Genomic DNA, 14,816 nt, shown 5'->3' with positions numbered 1-14,816 from the left:
CACAAACCCGCTTGCAGCGCGGGATTATTTATGCAACCCGGGTGCTTTTTCCCGGGCCCGGGGCGGGATACACGGCTTCCCTGCTGCTTTTGGGAATTAATGCAACGGCGGTGCCATTTTCCGCCGCGGAATTGCTAATTTTAAACCCTGTTTAAGGCCCAAAGCGTATGAGATTGACATTTGCACATGCGGAGCTGCCGGAAGTGGCCCGCCAGTTCTGGTCTGCCTTCCCCCGGGAACAGGTTTTCGCCCTGACAGGGGAAATGGGAGCAGGTAAAACCACGCTGATCAAGGAGCTCTGCGCCGCCAAAGGCGTGGAAGACGCCACGGCCAGCCCCACTTTTTCCATCATTAACGAATACCGGTATGCAGACGGTAGCGGGCGCGAAAAGATTATCTACCACCTCGACCTCTACCGCCTCAAAAGTCTCGAAGAAGCCGTGGAAGCGGGTGTGGAAGACTGCCTTTACCACCCGGACGCCATCTGTTTCGTGGAATGGCCCGAGCTGGTGGCCCCCCTGCTGCCCGCCGGCACCGTGCACATTTACCTGACCGTTACCCCGGACCACAAGCGGAAGCTCCACGCCGGCCACGCGGAACCCGGGCATTTTGCACCTTCCCTGCAATAATAAATGTATCTTTGAATAGTGACCTAACATACAATTGTCTACGATTATGGAGCAAAGGCAAAAACCTGTTGTGAGTGCCGGATTTACTTATTCTCCGCTGGAAGAAACGCTGGATATTCCACAAAAAAATTCCCGTTTATTCATTGGCATCCCCAAGGAGACTTCCTTCCAGGAAAGCCGCATCGCACTGACCCCGGACGCGGTGAGCATCCTGAGCAACAATGGCCATCACATTGTGGTGGAACATAAGGCGGGAGACGGTTCCCACTTCTACGACACGGATTATTCCGAAGCCGGCGCCGAAATCGTTTACGAGAAAAAAGAGGTGTTCAAGGCAGACATCATCGTGAAATCGGCTCCCCTCAACGACGAGGAAATAGAGCTGCTCCGCCCCCACCAGATCGTGATCTCCCCCATCCACCTGTCTGTACTGAAAGCCGAGCAGCTGCAGAAGATGATGGACAAACGCATCACCCTGCTCTCATTCGAAAACCTGAAAGACGATGCGGGCACTTATCCCATCGTGCGCGCCATGAGTGAAATAGCCGGCGGGGCGGTGATGCTCATCGCCGGGCAGTACCTCAGCAACAGCAACCGCGGCAAGGGCATATTGCTGGGCGGCATTACCGGCATCCCTCCCACCAAGGTGGTGATCATCGGGGCGGGCATCGTAGGCGAATTTGCGGCCCGTACAGCCCTTGCACTGGGATCTTCGGTAAAAGTATTCGACAACAATATTTACAAGCTCAAAAGGCTCCAGAATAACATCGGCGTGCGTGTATTCACCTCCGTGATACAACCCCGCGTGCTGGCGGAACAACTCCGTAATGCGGACGTGGCCGTCGGCGCACTGTCGTCCCAGAGCGGCCGCACCCCCATCGTTGTCACCGAATCAATGGTGAGCCACATGAAAGCAGGGTCGGTAATCGTAGATGTGAGCATCGACCGGGGCGGGTGTTTTGAAACCTCCGAAATCACCTCGCACGAAAACCCCGTATTCAAGAAATATGACGTGATCCACTACTGCGTGCCCAATATTCCCTCCGGCTTTGCCGGCACCGCCTCACAGGCCATCAGCAACGTGCTGATGCCGCTGCTGCTCGAAGCGGCGGACGACGGCGGGTTCGAGAACCTCGTATGGATAAAGCGCGGCGTGCGCAACGGGATTTACCTCTACAAAGGCGCCCTCACCAACTACCACCTCAGCGAAAAATTCAAATTGAAGTATACGGACCTGGAGCTGCTGCTGGCAGTAAAGGGATAATAAAAAAGAGGCTGCGAAAACAGCCTCTTTTTTTATTGCGTCGATTCAAGATTTGCCCTGTTCCCCCAGGGAATAAAGATCACACAGGCTTCTTTTTTTACTCCGGCAATGCGGAGATATTCATTGTGATGGACATCCTTTTGCAGCGGCTCCGGCAATGGAACAATAGGTGCTGTACGGGCTCAGAACAATGTATATCGCACCAGCAGTTGCGGTGTGATGGCAGTAGCCGACAGTGCTTCGTAAGGGCTCATGTTGTTGGGCAATATCACCCGCAGTTCCGTATGCAGCCTGTTATACCGGACACCCGCCCCTATCAGCAGCGGCAGGAAGAACTCCCGCCCGCCGTCGAGCGCAGTAGTCGCTTCTACCAGGCTGCCATCGTTTTCACGTGTTTTGCGCAACTCGTCTTTCCCGCCGATATAAATGGCGCCGGTCATGCCTGCATTGAAATAAGGGCGCCAGGTGCCGGTGGGGAAAGTATATTTAACGAGCGTTTGCACCTGCACATAATGTTCCTGCACATCCACTTCGTTCAAAAAGCCGTTTTTGCTCCAGTTGCCCCGGACGGCGCGGCTCGTATAAATGAGCTCGTTGGTCCAGGCCAGCTTCTGGCGGTTGCGGGAAATAGGTACATCCAGGAAAACACCGATCACCGGTGCCGCCTGCGGGCCGTATTGACCCAGCGCCATGGGATGCACTCCCGAAAAACGGTACATGTTCAGACCGGCCCCACCCATTACGCCCAGGGACACACGGAGGTCTTTATCTTTTTTCGGCAGTTCCACCTGCTGGCCGGGATAGCGGCAGGCCACATATTGCTGCAGCACCCTGCGCAGGGCAGTCTCCGAATAATCGAGACCGGCCAGCTGGCGCGCGGGCACACAGTCGCCCAAGGCCACCACCAATTGCTGGCGGTAGAAATGATGCGTTTTCAGTTTGCCGTAGTCCGGCGAGTTTCTGTCGCCGATGAACACCATTTTTTTCACCAGTTGCGTAACGCTGTCTTTTTCGATGATAAAAAAGTGCTGCCGGTGATTGCGGTCGGCGTACAACAACAGCTGCACGGGGCCTGTCATCAGCACCCGCATGAAGTGATTGCCGGTAATCGTATCACGGTCGGGGCGGAACGACAATACATCCAGTTTTTCGTTGGTGACGTCCATCACCGCCGGCAGCGACAGGTAGGTTTCCTGGTTCTCGCGGATGCGGAAACCTTTGATATCGGCAGGAACATACTCTTTGGCAGCGGCGTTGTCTCCTTCCCGGAAACTCACCGTAAGCGGGTTAATGTCCCATTTCCGGTAATCGATTTGCCCGGAAAGGCTGTCGCCGTTAAGGAGCAGTAACGCACCGGGTACATAATTGCGTTGCGCCGATGCGGCATATGCCAGCAGCATGCCGGCACAGAAGAGGTACAGAGATTTCAACTATTGGGGGTTTTAAGCTTCCAGTTTATAGCCCATAAAAAAGGCCGCGAGAATAATGATACCGACAATGATGCGGTAGTATCCCCACATTTTGAATCCGTATTTCTGCAGCGCCCCGATGAAGAACTTGATGGCGAGCATGGCCACCACGAAGGCTACGACGTTGCCGATCAGCAGCAGTTTGATATTTTCCGCGGAGCTGGTCAGCAGCTCATGGTGTTTCAGCAGTTTATATCCTGTAGCGGCAGCCATGGTAGGCACCGCCAGGAAGAAAGAAAATTCGGCGGCGGCGTGGCGCGTCAGTTTCTGCTGCATCCCGCCGATGATGGTGGCCGCGCTGCGGCTCACACCGGGAATGAGGGCAAGGCACTGGAACAGGCCGATGCGGATGGCTTTGAAATAATCCATCTTTTCGTCGGTATCGATGGTGGGGTTCTTGAACCACTTGTCGACGAACAGCAGCACGATGCCGCCCAAAAACAGGGTGGCGCCTACCACTTCGGGTTTTTCAAGCAGGGCGTCGATCTGGTCGCCCAGCAGGTAGCCCAGGATGAGAGCCGGCAGCACGCCCAGCAACAGCTTGAAATAAAAAGACGGTTTGCTGAAATTGAAGAACTTCTTCCAGTACAGCACCACTACGGCCAGGATGGCGCCCAGCTGGATGCAGACTTCGAACAGTTTGGTGAATTCGTCTTTGTTGATGCCCATCAGGCTGCTGGCGATGATCATGTGGCCGGTGGACGATACGGGTATAAACTCGGTTAATCCCTCTACAATTGCGATGATGATAGCTTCAATTATGCTCATGGTTCATTCAAATAAGAAAAGCGATGATGTTGATCATCGCCGTGGATATAATAATGTATGCCCGTTTGTTATTGTTTCGGTTTGCGCATGATCGCGTAAGCCTCCACGCCCAGCCCGATCAGGATAACGATAGGCGCCAGGGTGATGCGGCGGAAGCTGTATACTTCTTCCGGTGAAAAACGGCTGGCATCGTTGCCGCCGCCGCCCATCATGAGCAGAAAGCCGATCACGATCAGCACCACGCCGCCCAGCATCAGCTGGTAGTTGCTCTTGCCGAAGAGGCTGCGCCCTTCGGTTTCTTTAATTTCTTTAGACATATTGTGTGTATGAACTTTTTAATCAATATAAATCATCCAGCTTCAGCTTCAGGTACTTCATCACCGAACGGTGCGTGCTGACCAGCGAAATGCCGATGCCGATCACGATCAAACCGAGGAACAGCAGCCCCGTCATAAAATAGTCCCGCATGCTTCTCACCTCGGGCAGCGCGGATTCCGCGAAATAGATCAGCACGATCAGGCCGGCAATGGCCAGCAGGGCACTGATGCCGCCGTTGATGATGCTCCGGATATCGAATGGCTTGGCGATGAACCAGCGTGTAGCGCCCACCATCTGCATGGTTTTGATCAGGAAACGGTTGCTGAACATCGCCAGGCGGATGGTATTATCGATCAGGAACAGCACCACGATCGCCATGATGATACAGATCACCAGGATAACCAGGCCGATGGACTTGGCCTTATCCAGTACCTCGCTCACCAGGGTGCGCTGGTAGTACAGTTCCCGTACGGTGCTGCGACCTGCGATGTTTTTCTCGATGGCGGCGAGGCTGTCCGGATGCACATAACGCGCATACAGGCTGATATCGATGCTCGCATACAGGGGGTTGAAGCCCAGTACAGCGAAATTTTCCTCCGGGTTCTCTTTTTTGAATCTTTCAGCCGCCATATCCTTCGACACGTACTGGATCTTCCGTACAAACGGCAAAACGGCGAGTGAATCTTTTAATAACAAAGCCTGTGGTTCCTTTACATTGTCCCTGAGGATCACCTGCAATTCTATGCTTTCCTTATAGTAGTCACTCAGCTTTTTGGCGTTAATCATAAAAAGACCGAGCACTCCGAGCAGCAGCAGCACAAGCGTGATCCCGATGATCGAATAGATATAAGAAGGCTTCGATTTCTTTGCTGACGATTTCCCTGATTGAGCCATTCATCGATAGTTTAGAGGCGAAAATAATAAAAATTGGCAGTTATGTTTACTTTTGCCATCCCAAACGGTATTTTAACATTTTTTATTATATGCATATGAACACCGGTTGGAAATTGAGGCATAAATATTTAATTTACTATAAACGCCCCTCACCGGGGCCATTCTGGTATGGAGTATAATTTCAGGCAAATAGAGCGAAAATGGCAGCAGCACTGGGTTGAAACCGGTGCTTACAAGATAAGCAACACCAGTACGAAGCCCAAATGTTATGTGCTGGACATGTTCCCCTACCCCTCCGGGGCGGGCCTCCATGTGGGGCATCCGCTGGGTTACATCGCGTCGGACATTTACGCCCGTTATAAACGCCTCAAAGGCTTTAATGTGCTGCACCCCATGGGTTACGACGCCTTCGGGCTGCCGGCGGAGCAATATGCGCTGGAAACAGGGCAGCATCCGGCCGTAACCACGGAGCAGAACATCCGGGCTTTCCGGAGCCAGCTGGACAATATCGGGTTTTCGTACGACTGGAGCCGCGAAATCCGCACCAGCGACCCCTCTTACTATAAATGGACGCAGCGCATCTTCCTGCAGCTGTTCGGCAGCTGGTACAATCGCCAGGCCGGCAAAGCAGAGAAGATCGAAACCCTCGTGCGCATTTTCGAGGCGGAAGGCAACCTGCACCACGAATGCCCCGGCGACCGCGCCATCCGCTTCAGCGCCGACAGCTGGAACGACTATACGTACGAACAACAGCAGGAAATCCTCATGGAATACCGCCTCGGCTACCTGGCCTACGCGGAAGTGAACTGGTGCCCCGCCCTCGGTACAGTACTGGCTAATGACGAGGTGATCAACGGCGTCAGCGAACGCGGCGGCCACCCTGTGATCAAGAAAAAAATGCGGCAGTGGTTCCTGCGTATCACGGAGTATGCAGACCGCCTGCTCGAAGGCCTGGAGAAAGTGACCTTCAGCGAAGCCATGAAAGATATGCAGCGCAACTGGATAGGTAAAAGCCAGGGTGCCGAAATCAAGTTCAACATCGCCGGCAGCATGGAAAGCCTCGTGGTGTACACCACCCGCCCCGACACTATTTTCGGGGTGGATTTCATGGTGGTGGCCCCTGAGCATGAACTGGTAGACGCGATTACGAGCGAAGCGCAGATGCAGGCCGTAAACGACTATAAAGATTACGTGCAGAGCCGTTCCGAACGCGAGCGGATGGCCGACGTGAAACTCATCACCGGCTGTTTCACCGGCGCATACGCCATCAACCCGTTCGACGGCCGCCAGATCCCCATCTGGATATCCGAATACGTACTGGCCGGCTACGGCACCGGGGCCATTATGGCCGTGCCCTGCGGCGACCAGCGCGATTTCAACTTTGCCAAACACTTCAACATCCCCATCACCAACATCCTGGGCGATGCGTTCAATGGCGAGGAAGCCAATCCCACCAAGGAAGGCAAACTCTTCAACAGCAACTTCATCACCGGCGTGGAGATGAAAGAAGCCATGGAGATGGTGATCAGTAAAATTGAGACACTCGGCATCGGCAAAAGGCAGATTAACTATAAAATGCGCGACGCCGGCTTCAGCCGCCAGCGTTACTGGGGCGAGCCCTTCCCGATCGTATACCGCAACGGCGTTCCCGAGGCCATGAACCCGGATGAACTGCCGCTGGAACTGCCCCACGTGGAGCACTACACGCCCGGTGAAGACGGCGAAGGCCCGTTGGCCAATATTACCGGCTGGGTGAACCTGCCCGCGGAACCCGGTACCTCCCTGCGCCGCGAAACCAGCACCATGCCCGGTTATGCCGGCAGCAGCTGGTATTTCCTCCGGTATATGGACCCGAACAACGACAGTAATTTCTGCGACCGTAAAATATCCGACTACTGGGGCCAGGTAGACCTTTACATCGGCGGCACCGAGCACGCCGTGGGCCACCTGCTGTATTCCCGGATGTGGACGAAAGTACTGTTCGACCTCGGGCACATCGGCTTCGACGAACCGTATAAAAAACTGGTGAACCAGGGCATGATCACCGGCAGCTCCCGCCTCGTGTACCGCCTGCGCGGCACCAACCAGTTCGTTTCCGCCGGCCTCCGCGACCAGTATGAGACCGACGAGCTGCACGTGGACGTGAACATCGTAGACGGGCTGGAACTTGACCTCAACGCCTTTAAAAACTGGCGCGCGGAGTATGCCACGGCACAGTTCATCCTCGAAGACGGGAAATACATCTGCGGCACGCTGACCGAAAAAATGAGCAAACGCCTCTTCAATACGGTAAACCCCGATGTGGTGGTAGACAGATTCGGTGCGGACACCTTCCGCATGTACGAAATGTTCCTCGGCCCGGTGGAGCAAAGCAAGCCCTGGGAAACAAAAGGGATCGAAGGCGTGCACCGCTTCCTCAAAAAATTCTGGCGCCTGTTTGCAGACGAACAAAAAGGCCTCATCGTACAGAACGCGGCCCCCACAGCAGAAGAACTGAAGGCGCTCCATAAAACCATCCGTAAAATCGAAGAGGATTCCGAGCGGCTTTCGTTCAACACCGCCGTGAGCGGCTTTATGGTGTGCGTGAACGAGCTCACCGACCTGAAGTGCCATAAAAAAGCCATCCTCGAACAATTGCTGGTACTGCTGACGCCCTACGCCCCGCACGTATGCGAGGAGCTGTGGCACCTCATCGGCAACAGCGGCTCCGTGCTGGATGCAGCTTTCCCCGTTTTCGACGCGCAATACGTGACCGAAAGCACCAAGGAATATCCCGTGTCTGTAAACGGCAAACTCCGCACCACCATCAACATTTCACTCGAAGCCACGGAAGCGGAAGTTTCCGCCATCGCACTGGCCAATGAAGTGATACTGAAATGGACGGAAGGCAAACCACCGAAGAAGGTGATTTTTGTGAAAGGGAAGATGATCAACGTGGTGATATAAGCACACACTCAATGTCTGATAGATAAAGGCCGCTTGTAACAAGCGGCCTTTATAATTTTACAGGGTCTGCGCCGCCACCGCAGTATCATTTCTTCTTATCATGCCTGGGCGGGTTCCCGGCCTTTTCAGCCCCCTGTTTCATCCCATTTTCCTCAAAATACATGACGAACGGTTTCGGCAAACCCCATTTCCTTCTTAATTTCCCATGGAAAACTAAAATCTTGCAGCTTATGAGATCATTGTTAGCAGGCTTACTGTCAGCCGCACTATCCCTCCCGGTCTACGCACAAAGCACGGAAGCCTACTTCACCACATACCCTACGCTCAGCCCCGACGGCAAAACCGTGGTGTTCAGCTTTGAAGGCGACCTCTGGAAAGCCGATGTACAGAATCCCCAGGCCGTTCGCCTCACCGCCATGCAGGGCAACGAAATACTCCCTAAAATATCGCCCGACGGGAAATGGGTGGCCTTTACCGCCTTCCAGTACGGTAACGCCGATATTTTCCTGATGCCGCTGCAGGGCGGTGAAATCAGGCAGCTCACCATGCACGAGGCGGGCGATCAGCTCGAATCCTGGAGCTGGGACTCGAAATACGTTTATTTCGCCTCCAGCCGCAGCGGCAACGCCGCCAGCTACAAGCTCGGCATCGAAGGCGGCACACCCGCACGGGTGTTTAACCACTATTTCAACGTAACGCACAACGTGGTGGAACACCCCACCAGCGGCGAACTGTTCTTCAACGACACCTGGGAGAGCAGCTTCCAGGCCAACCGTAAAAGATATAAGGGCGATTTCAACCCCGATATTCAGTCGTATATCCCCGCCACCAAAGCTTACAAGCGGTATACCGATTACCGCGGCAAAGACTTCTGGGCCACCATCGATAAAAAAGGCGCCATCTATTTCGCATCGGACGAAGCGAACGGCGAATACAACCTCTATACCTTCAGCAACGGGCAGAAAAAAGCCCTCACCAGCTTTTCCACCTCCATCAAACGCCCGTTTGCCAATGCAGACGGCGGGAAGGTGGTGTTTGAAAAAGACTACCAGGTATGGCTGTACGATGTGGCTTCCGGCAAGGCTGAAAAAGTACCCATCAAAATATACCGGAACCCCGTGTTACCCAAGGAACAAGGGTTTGACGTAAAAGATAAAATCTCCAATTTCGATGTATCGCCCGACGGGAAAAAGCTTGCCTTTATTTCCCGCGGCGAGATTTTTGTGTCTGACATCGAAGGGAAATTCGTGCGCCAGATCCCCCGGCCCGCGGAACGCGCCCTGGAAGTGTTGTGGATGGCCGATAACCGCACCCTGCTCTTTAACCAGACGCTGAACGGCTACCAGAACCTCTACACCGTGGCGGCAGACGGCAAAGGCACGCCTAAAGAGCTGACCAAAGACAAAAGGAGCAACCGCGACATCAACATGAACAAAACCCGCACCATGGCCGTATATCTCAGCGGCCGCGATGAAGTGCGGGTGTTGGATCTGAAAACGCTGGATTCACGCACCATCGCCAAAGACGAGCTTTGGGCCTTCCAGAATGCCGATCCGCGCTTTTCACCGAACGACGAATACGTGGTGTTCACCGCTTTCCGCAATTTCGAGCAGGACATCATGGTGCATAACCTGAAAAAAAATACCACCGTCAACCTCACCAATACCGGTGTCACAGAAACGAATCCGTACTGGTCGCCCGACGGAAAGTACATTTATTTCACTTCCTCCCGCACCAAGCCGGCGTATCCTTTCGGCCTCAACAACCCAAGGATTTACCGCCTCGCGCTCGACAAATTCGATGCGCCGTTCCGTGCGGACAAGTTCGACGAGCTGTTTAGAAAGGAGGAAAAGAAAGACACCTCCAAAGCCTCGCCCGCACCGTCTTCCATCGATATCAACACCGCGCGCATCATGAAGCGGATTGAGCTCGTAAGCCCCGATTTCGGTTCGCAGTATGGCCCGATCTTCATCAATAAAAAAGGAGAAAAGACCACCGTTTATTATTCTTCCAATCACGACGGCAAGCCCGGTATCTGGAAAACCGTTTCCGAACCGTTCGAGGCGTCCAAAACGGATAAAATCGCCGGTACGGAAAGCGGCGGCGGCAGCATCGTGGAGGCAGACGGCAAGCTGTACATGCTCGCCGGCGGCAACATCCAGAAGCTGAACCCCGATGCCAACAAAATCGAAGGCATCAACATCAGCACCCCCTTCTACCGCAACCTGCGCCAGGAATTCGACCAGATTTTCTACGAAACCTGGGCCAACGTGGAAGAGAACTTCTATAACGCCGACTTCCACGGCACCAACTGGAGCAAGGTGCGCGACGACTATGCCCGTTATCTGCCGTACATCAATAACCGCGGCGACCTGCGCGTACTGCTCAACGACATGCTCGGCGAACTGAACTCTTCGCACCTCGGCTTCAACACCGGCGGCGAAGACGAAAAAATCGCCCTCAGCTACCGCACCATGGAAACGGGCATCCTGTTCGACCAGCAGAAACCTTACACCGTGGAAAGCATCGTACCCAACAGCAATGCGGACAAATCAGGGGTGGATGTAAAACCCGGCGACGTGCTCACCAAAGTAAACGGCGAAACGGTGAACAAAGCCGCCTGCCGCGACCAGTATTTTACCCGGCCTTCATTTGAGCGGGAAATCACCCTCACCTTCGAGCGCGGCGGCAAACCGTTCGACGTAAGGCTGCATCCGCAAAGCATCGGAGAGCTGGGCGACCAGCTATACGACGACTGGATTTACAGCAACGAGAAGAAAGTAGACCAGCTCGGCAACAACCGCATCGCTTACACCTGTATGAAAAATATGGGTACCGGCGAACTGGATAAATTCCTGATCGACATGACCGGGAAAATTGCGCAGAAAGACGCCCTCATCCTCGACCTCCGTTATAACACCGGCGGCAACGTTCATGATGAGGTACTGCGCTTCCTGGCCCAGCGCCCCTACCTGCAATGGCAGTACCGCGGCGGCAAACTTTCACCCCAGCCGAATTTCGCGCCTGCCGGCAAACCCATCGTGCTGCTGATCAATGAGCAGTCGCTCAGCGACGCCGAAATGACCGCCGCCGGTTTTAAAGCCCTGAAACTGGGTAAAATCATCGGTACGGAAACCTACCGCTGGATCATTTTCACCTCCGGGAAAGGACTGGTGGACGGCTCTTTCTACCGCCTGCCTTCCTGGGGCTGTTATACGCTCGACGGGAAGAACCTCGAGAAAGAAGGCGTGGCGCCGGACATTTACGTGAAAACCACGTTTACCGACCGCCTCGAAGGGAAAGACCCGCAGCTGGAAAAAGCGGTACAGGAAATCATGAAAGACCTGAAATAAAACCTGCCATAGCAATAGAAAGGGCGCACCGTACAGGTGCGCCTTTTTTGTGCCGTTAAATTTGCGTCAACACGCTGCACCCGCCGGAAAAAATTTCTATCTTGGTAACTATGAAAAAGACCGCGTCTGCGCTGCTGCTTTGTTTGATAAGCGCATTAACCACCTTCGCCCAGGATAAGACCCTGACGGTAATGACATTTAATATCCGCTACAACACCCCGCGGGATAGCGTGAATGCATGGCCCAACCGGAAAGACAAGGTGGCCTCGCAGATTCTTTTCCATCAGCCGCAGGTGCTGGGCGTACAGGAAGCCCTGTGGGACCAGATGGACGACCTGGCCAAGGCGCTGCCCGGTTATAAATTCATCGGTGTGGGCCGCGACGACGGTGATAAAAAAGGCGAGTTTTCCGCCATCTTCTACGATGCCGCCCGCCTCACTTTGCTCGACCAGCGTACCTTCTGGCTGTCTGAAACACCGGAAACCGTGGGCAGCAAGGGCTGGGATGCCGCCATCTGCCGCATCGTGACCTACGGCCGCTTCCGCGACAATAAAACCAAAAAGGAATTCTATCATTTTAATACCCACTTCGACCATATCGGCAAGGTAGCCCGCCGCGAAAGCGCTAAGCTGTTGCTGAAAAAAGTGCAGGAGATCGCCGGCAAAACGCCCGTGGTGATCACCGGCGACTTCAACGCCACACCCACCGACGAGCCCATCCAGGTGATCGTGAACCAGCAGGACCCTCAGCGCCTCACCGATGCGAAAGCCATCAGCAAAACGCCGCATTACGGCCCTAACAGCACTTTCAACAGCTTCCGCGCCCACGATATCGGCAACGAGCCGATCGATTATATTTTCCTGAAAGGGAACTGGGGCGTGAACAAACACGCTACCATCTCCCAAACCTGGAAGGGACTGTTTGCATCCGACCACTTTTCGGTGGTGGCGGAACTGCGTTTCCCGTAAGCATTGATTCAATAAAAAAAGCGGCTGCGTCCCACCGGATACAGCCGCTTTTTTTATTGCCGGGGCTCAGGGCCGCCGGTTCAATGCTATTGTTTTTCTTCCTTCGCAATGCGCGTGGGCGCATCTACCCCGCCAACGATGCTTTTAGCGCTTACGGCGATGGCTTCGATGATGTCCGCAATGTTCTGCATGTCCAGGCTTTCCACTTCGTCGTTCACGGAATGATAAAGGGTGTCTTTATCGATCTGCGTGGTGGAAATGGTATGCGCCGGCACACCGAGGCGGGCCAGGGTGGCATTGTCCGAGCGGTAGAACAATCGCTGCTCCGGATAAGGGTCCGGGTGAAAACGGAACGTGGAGGCTTCGAGGTTCTTTTGCAGGATGGTGCCGAAGTCTGATCGTTCAAAACCGGTAATGAACGCGCTGTTACGGCCGAACTTCGATTCTTTCCCGATCATTTCTATGTTGAACATCGCCACGATCTTTTCGGGAGCCAGCTGCTGGGAGAAGTAACGCGAGCCGAAGCCGCCGATCTCTTCTGCGGTGAATGCGGCAAAGATGACGCTCCTGGCGGGCGGATGCTGTTTGAAATAGTTGGCCAGCAGGATAACGGCCGTGATGCCCGAAGCATCGTCGTCCGCGCCATTGGCGACACTATCTTCCGCCTCGGCCTTCTGGATGCCGATATGATCGTAGTGACCCGAAAAGATCACATATTCCTCCGGCTTGTCCGTACCGCGGATCATGCCCACCACATTGTGCAGGTAGCGGGGATTTTCTTCCGCCGTAACGGAATCCACCGGGCGTATGCGGCGGCCCACCGTGGCGAAGGCCTGCCGGTAACCGGTGAGGCCCGGCAGCGGCTCCAGGCCTGCTTTTTTAAACTCATCTTCAATGAACAGGGAAGCCATTTCGATACCGGGCGAGTAGGTTGCGCGCCCCTGCATGCTGTCGGCCGCCAGCACCGAAATGATGCGGCTCACTTCCGCTTTACTGATGCGCTGGGCGCCTGCCGGCCCACAGATCAGCAGCAACGCACAACACAGGCCGGATAAGTATAATTTCATATAGACAAAGATTTGGTTAAAAATAATACATTTGACGTTGAAAGAGATCCCATGTCCAATTCTAATATAAGACCAGATGAGAACCGGCTTAGCGCCGCAGAGAAGGAGTTTGAGAATAGCATCCGGCCGAAGGAAATCATGGATTTCTCGGGGCAGGAGCAGATCATCGGCAACCTGAAGATATTTATCCAGGCGGCCAAACAGCGCGGCGAGGCCCTTGATCACATTCTTTTCCACGGCCCTCCGGGCCTGGGTAAAACCACCCTGTCCCGCATCGTCGCCAACGAACTGGGCGTGAACATCCGTGAAACCTCGGGCCCCGTGATCGAAAAACCCGGCGACCTGGCGGGTTTGCTCACCAACCTCGAAGAAAAGGACGTGCTGTTCGTGGATGAAATCCACCGCCTCAGCACCGTGGTGGAGGAATACCTCTATTCCGCGATGGAAGACTACCGCATCGACATCATGATCGATTCCGGGCCCAGCGCCCGTTCGGTGCAGATCAACCTGCACCCTTTCACGCTGATCGGCGCCACCACCCGCTCGGGATTGCTCACCGCGCCCCTGCTGAGCCGCTTCGGTATCAAATCGAGGCTGGAATATTACAATGCTGCCACTTTGCAGAAAATACTCTGGCGCGCAGCGGGCCTGCTGGGCACCAAAATCACATCCGACGCAGCCATGGAAATAGCGCGCCGCTCGCGTGGCACGCCGCGTATCGCCAACGGCCTGCTGCGCCGTGTGCGCGATTTTGCACAGGTGATCGGCAACGGCGTGATCGACATGGGCATCGCGCAGCACAGCCTCCGCGCACTGAGCGTGGATGAATATGGCCTCGACGAAATGGATAACCGCATCCTCAATGTGATCATCGAAAACTTCAAAGGAGGCCCTGTCGGCATCACCACCATTGCCACCGCAGTGGGCGAAGAGGCGGGCACACTCGAAGAGGTGTACGAGCCCTTCCTCATCCAGGAAGGTTTTATCAAACGGACGCCCCGCGGCCGTGAGGTGACCGAAAAGGCCTACACACACCTGGGCAAAACGCCGAACAAGGGCGGGCAGCTGTTATTCTGACCATTCATCATCCGCATAAAAAAGAGCGTGCCACTGGAATGCGGCACGCTCTTTTTTTATGTC

Annotated in this window: 11 protein-coding genes; 6 read left to right on the top strand and 5 right to left on the bottom strand. The window is 54.6% G+C overall.

Annotated elements, in window-relative coordinates; translation table 11 throughout:
• The first annotated feature begins 167 nt into the window (after positions 1-167).
• Both tsaE and EGT74_RS11165 read left to right on the top strand, forming a co-directional pair.
• Positions 168-629 carry a tRNA (adenosine(37)-N6)-threonylcarbamoyltransferase complex ATPase subunit type 1 TsaE gene (gene tsaE, locus EGT74_RS11170; RefSeq protein WP_123846581.1) on the top strand — a complete coding sequence of 154 codons (462 nt, stop codon included), beginning with the start codon at positions 168-170 and terminating at the stop codon, positions 627-629.
• Positions 630-675: 46 nt separating this feature from the next.
• Entirely contained in the window at positions 676-1,893 is a 1,218-nt protein-coding gene (locus EGT74_RS11165; protein ID WP_123846580.1) for an alanine dehydrogenase, read from the top strand.
• 182 nt (positions 1,894-2,075) lie between these two features.
• On the opposite strand, the gene EGT74_RS11160 is transcribed toward EGT74_RS11165, so the two are convergent.
• The 4 genes from EGT74_RS11160 to EGT74_RS11145 form a co-directional block, all read right to left on the bottom strand.
• Positions 2,076-3,323, bottom strand: a complete 1,248-nt coding sequence (locus EGT74_RS11160; protein WP_123846579.1) for an outer membrane beta-barrel protein — start codon at positions 3,321-3,323, stop codon at positions 2,076-2,078.
• Between the two features lie 12 nt (positions 3,324-3,335).
• A complete protein-coding gene (locus EGT74_RS11155; protein ID WP_123846578.1) occupies positions 3,336-4,130 on the bottom strand; it encodes an undecaprenyl-diphosphate phosphatase in 795 nt (264 codons plus the stop codon).
• A 68-nt stretch (positions 4,131-4,198) separates the two neighbouring features.
• Positions 4,199-4,447: a DUF3098 domain-containing protein gene (locus tag EGT74_RS11150; RefSeq protein ID WP_123846577.1), complete on the bottom strand. Its 249-nt coding sequence runs from the start codon at positions 4,445-4,447 to the stop codon at positions 4,199-4,201.
• A gap of 22 nt (positions 4,448-4,469) precedes the next feature.
• Positions 4,470-5,342: a cell division protein FtsX gene (locus EGT74_RS11145; protein WP_123846576.1), complete on the bottom strand. Its 873-nt coding sequence runs from the start codon at positions 5,340-5,342 to the stop codon at positions 4,470-4,472.
• A gap of 168 nt (positions 5,343-5,510) precedes the next feature.
• Here EGT74_RS11145 and leuS point away from each other — a divergent pair, with 168 nt between their 5' ends.
• The 3 genes from leuS to EGT74_RS11130 all read left to right on the top strand — a co-directional run bounded on the left by leuS (position 5,511) and on the right by EGT74_RS11130 (position 12,609).
• Entirely contained in the window at positions 5,511-8,288 is a 2,778-nt protein-coding gene (leuS, locus tag EGT74_RS11140) for a leucine--tRNA ligase (protein WP_123846575.1), read from the top strand.
• 230 nt (positions 8,289-8,518) lie between these two features.
• On the top strand, positions 8,519-11,641 hold the full coding sequence (locus EGT74_RS11135; RefSeq protein ID WP_123846574.1) for a S41 family peptidase: 3,123 nt from the start codon (positions 8,519-8,521) through the stop codon (positions 11,639-11,641).
• 110 nt (positions 11,642-11,751) lie between these two features.
• A complete protein-coding gene (locus EGT74_RS11130; RefSeq protein WP_123846573.1) occupies positions 11,752-12,609 on the top strand; it encodes an endonuclease/exonuclease/phosphatase family protein in 858 nt (285 codons plus the stop codon).
• An 86-nt stretch (positions 12,610-12,695) separates the two neighbouring features.
• Here the strand turns inward: EGT74_RS11130 and EGT74_RS11125 are convergent, their stop codons facing one another.
• Positions 12,696-13,676, bottom strand: coding sequence for a M20/M25/M40 family metallo-hydrolase (locus tag EGT74_RS11125; protein ID WP_123846572.1), 981 nt, complete (start codon positions 13,674-13,676; stop codon positions 12,696-12,698).
• A gap of 51 nt (positions 13,677-13,727) precedes the next feature.
• On the opposite strand from EGT74_RS11125, the gene ruvB reads away from it, so the two are divergent.
• Entirely contained in the window at positions 13,728-14,753 is a 1,026-nt protein-coding gene (ruvB, locus tag EGT74_RS11120; protein WP_123846571.1) for a Holliday junction branch migration DNA helicase RuvB, read from the top strand.
• The last annotated feature ends 63 nt before the right edge of the window (positions 14,754-14,816 follow it).

The organism is Chitinophaga lutea, assembly GCF_003813775.1.
In the GTDB taxonomy this organism is placed as follows: domain Bacteria; phylum Bacteroidota; class Bacteroidia; order Chitinophagales; family Chitinophagaceae; genus Chitinophaga; species Chitinophaga lutea.
Note: the sequence above shows the minus strand (reverse complement) of the source record. Positions and strands in the feature narration are given on the sequence as shown.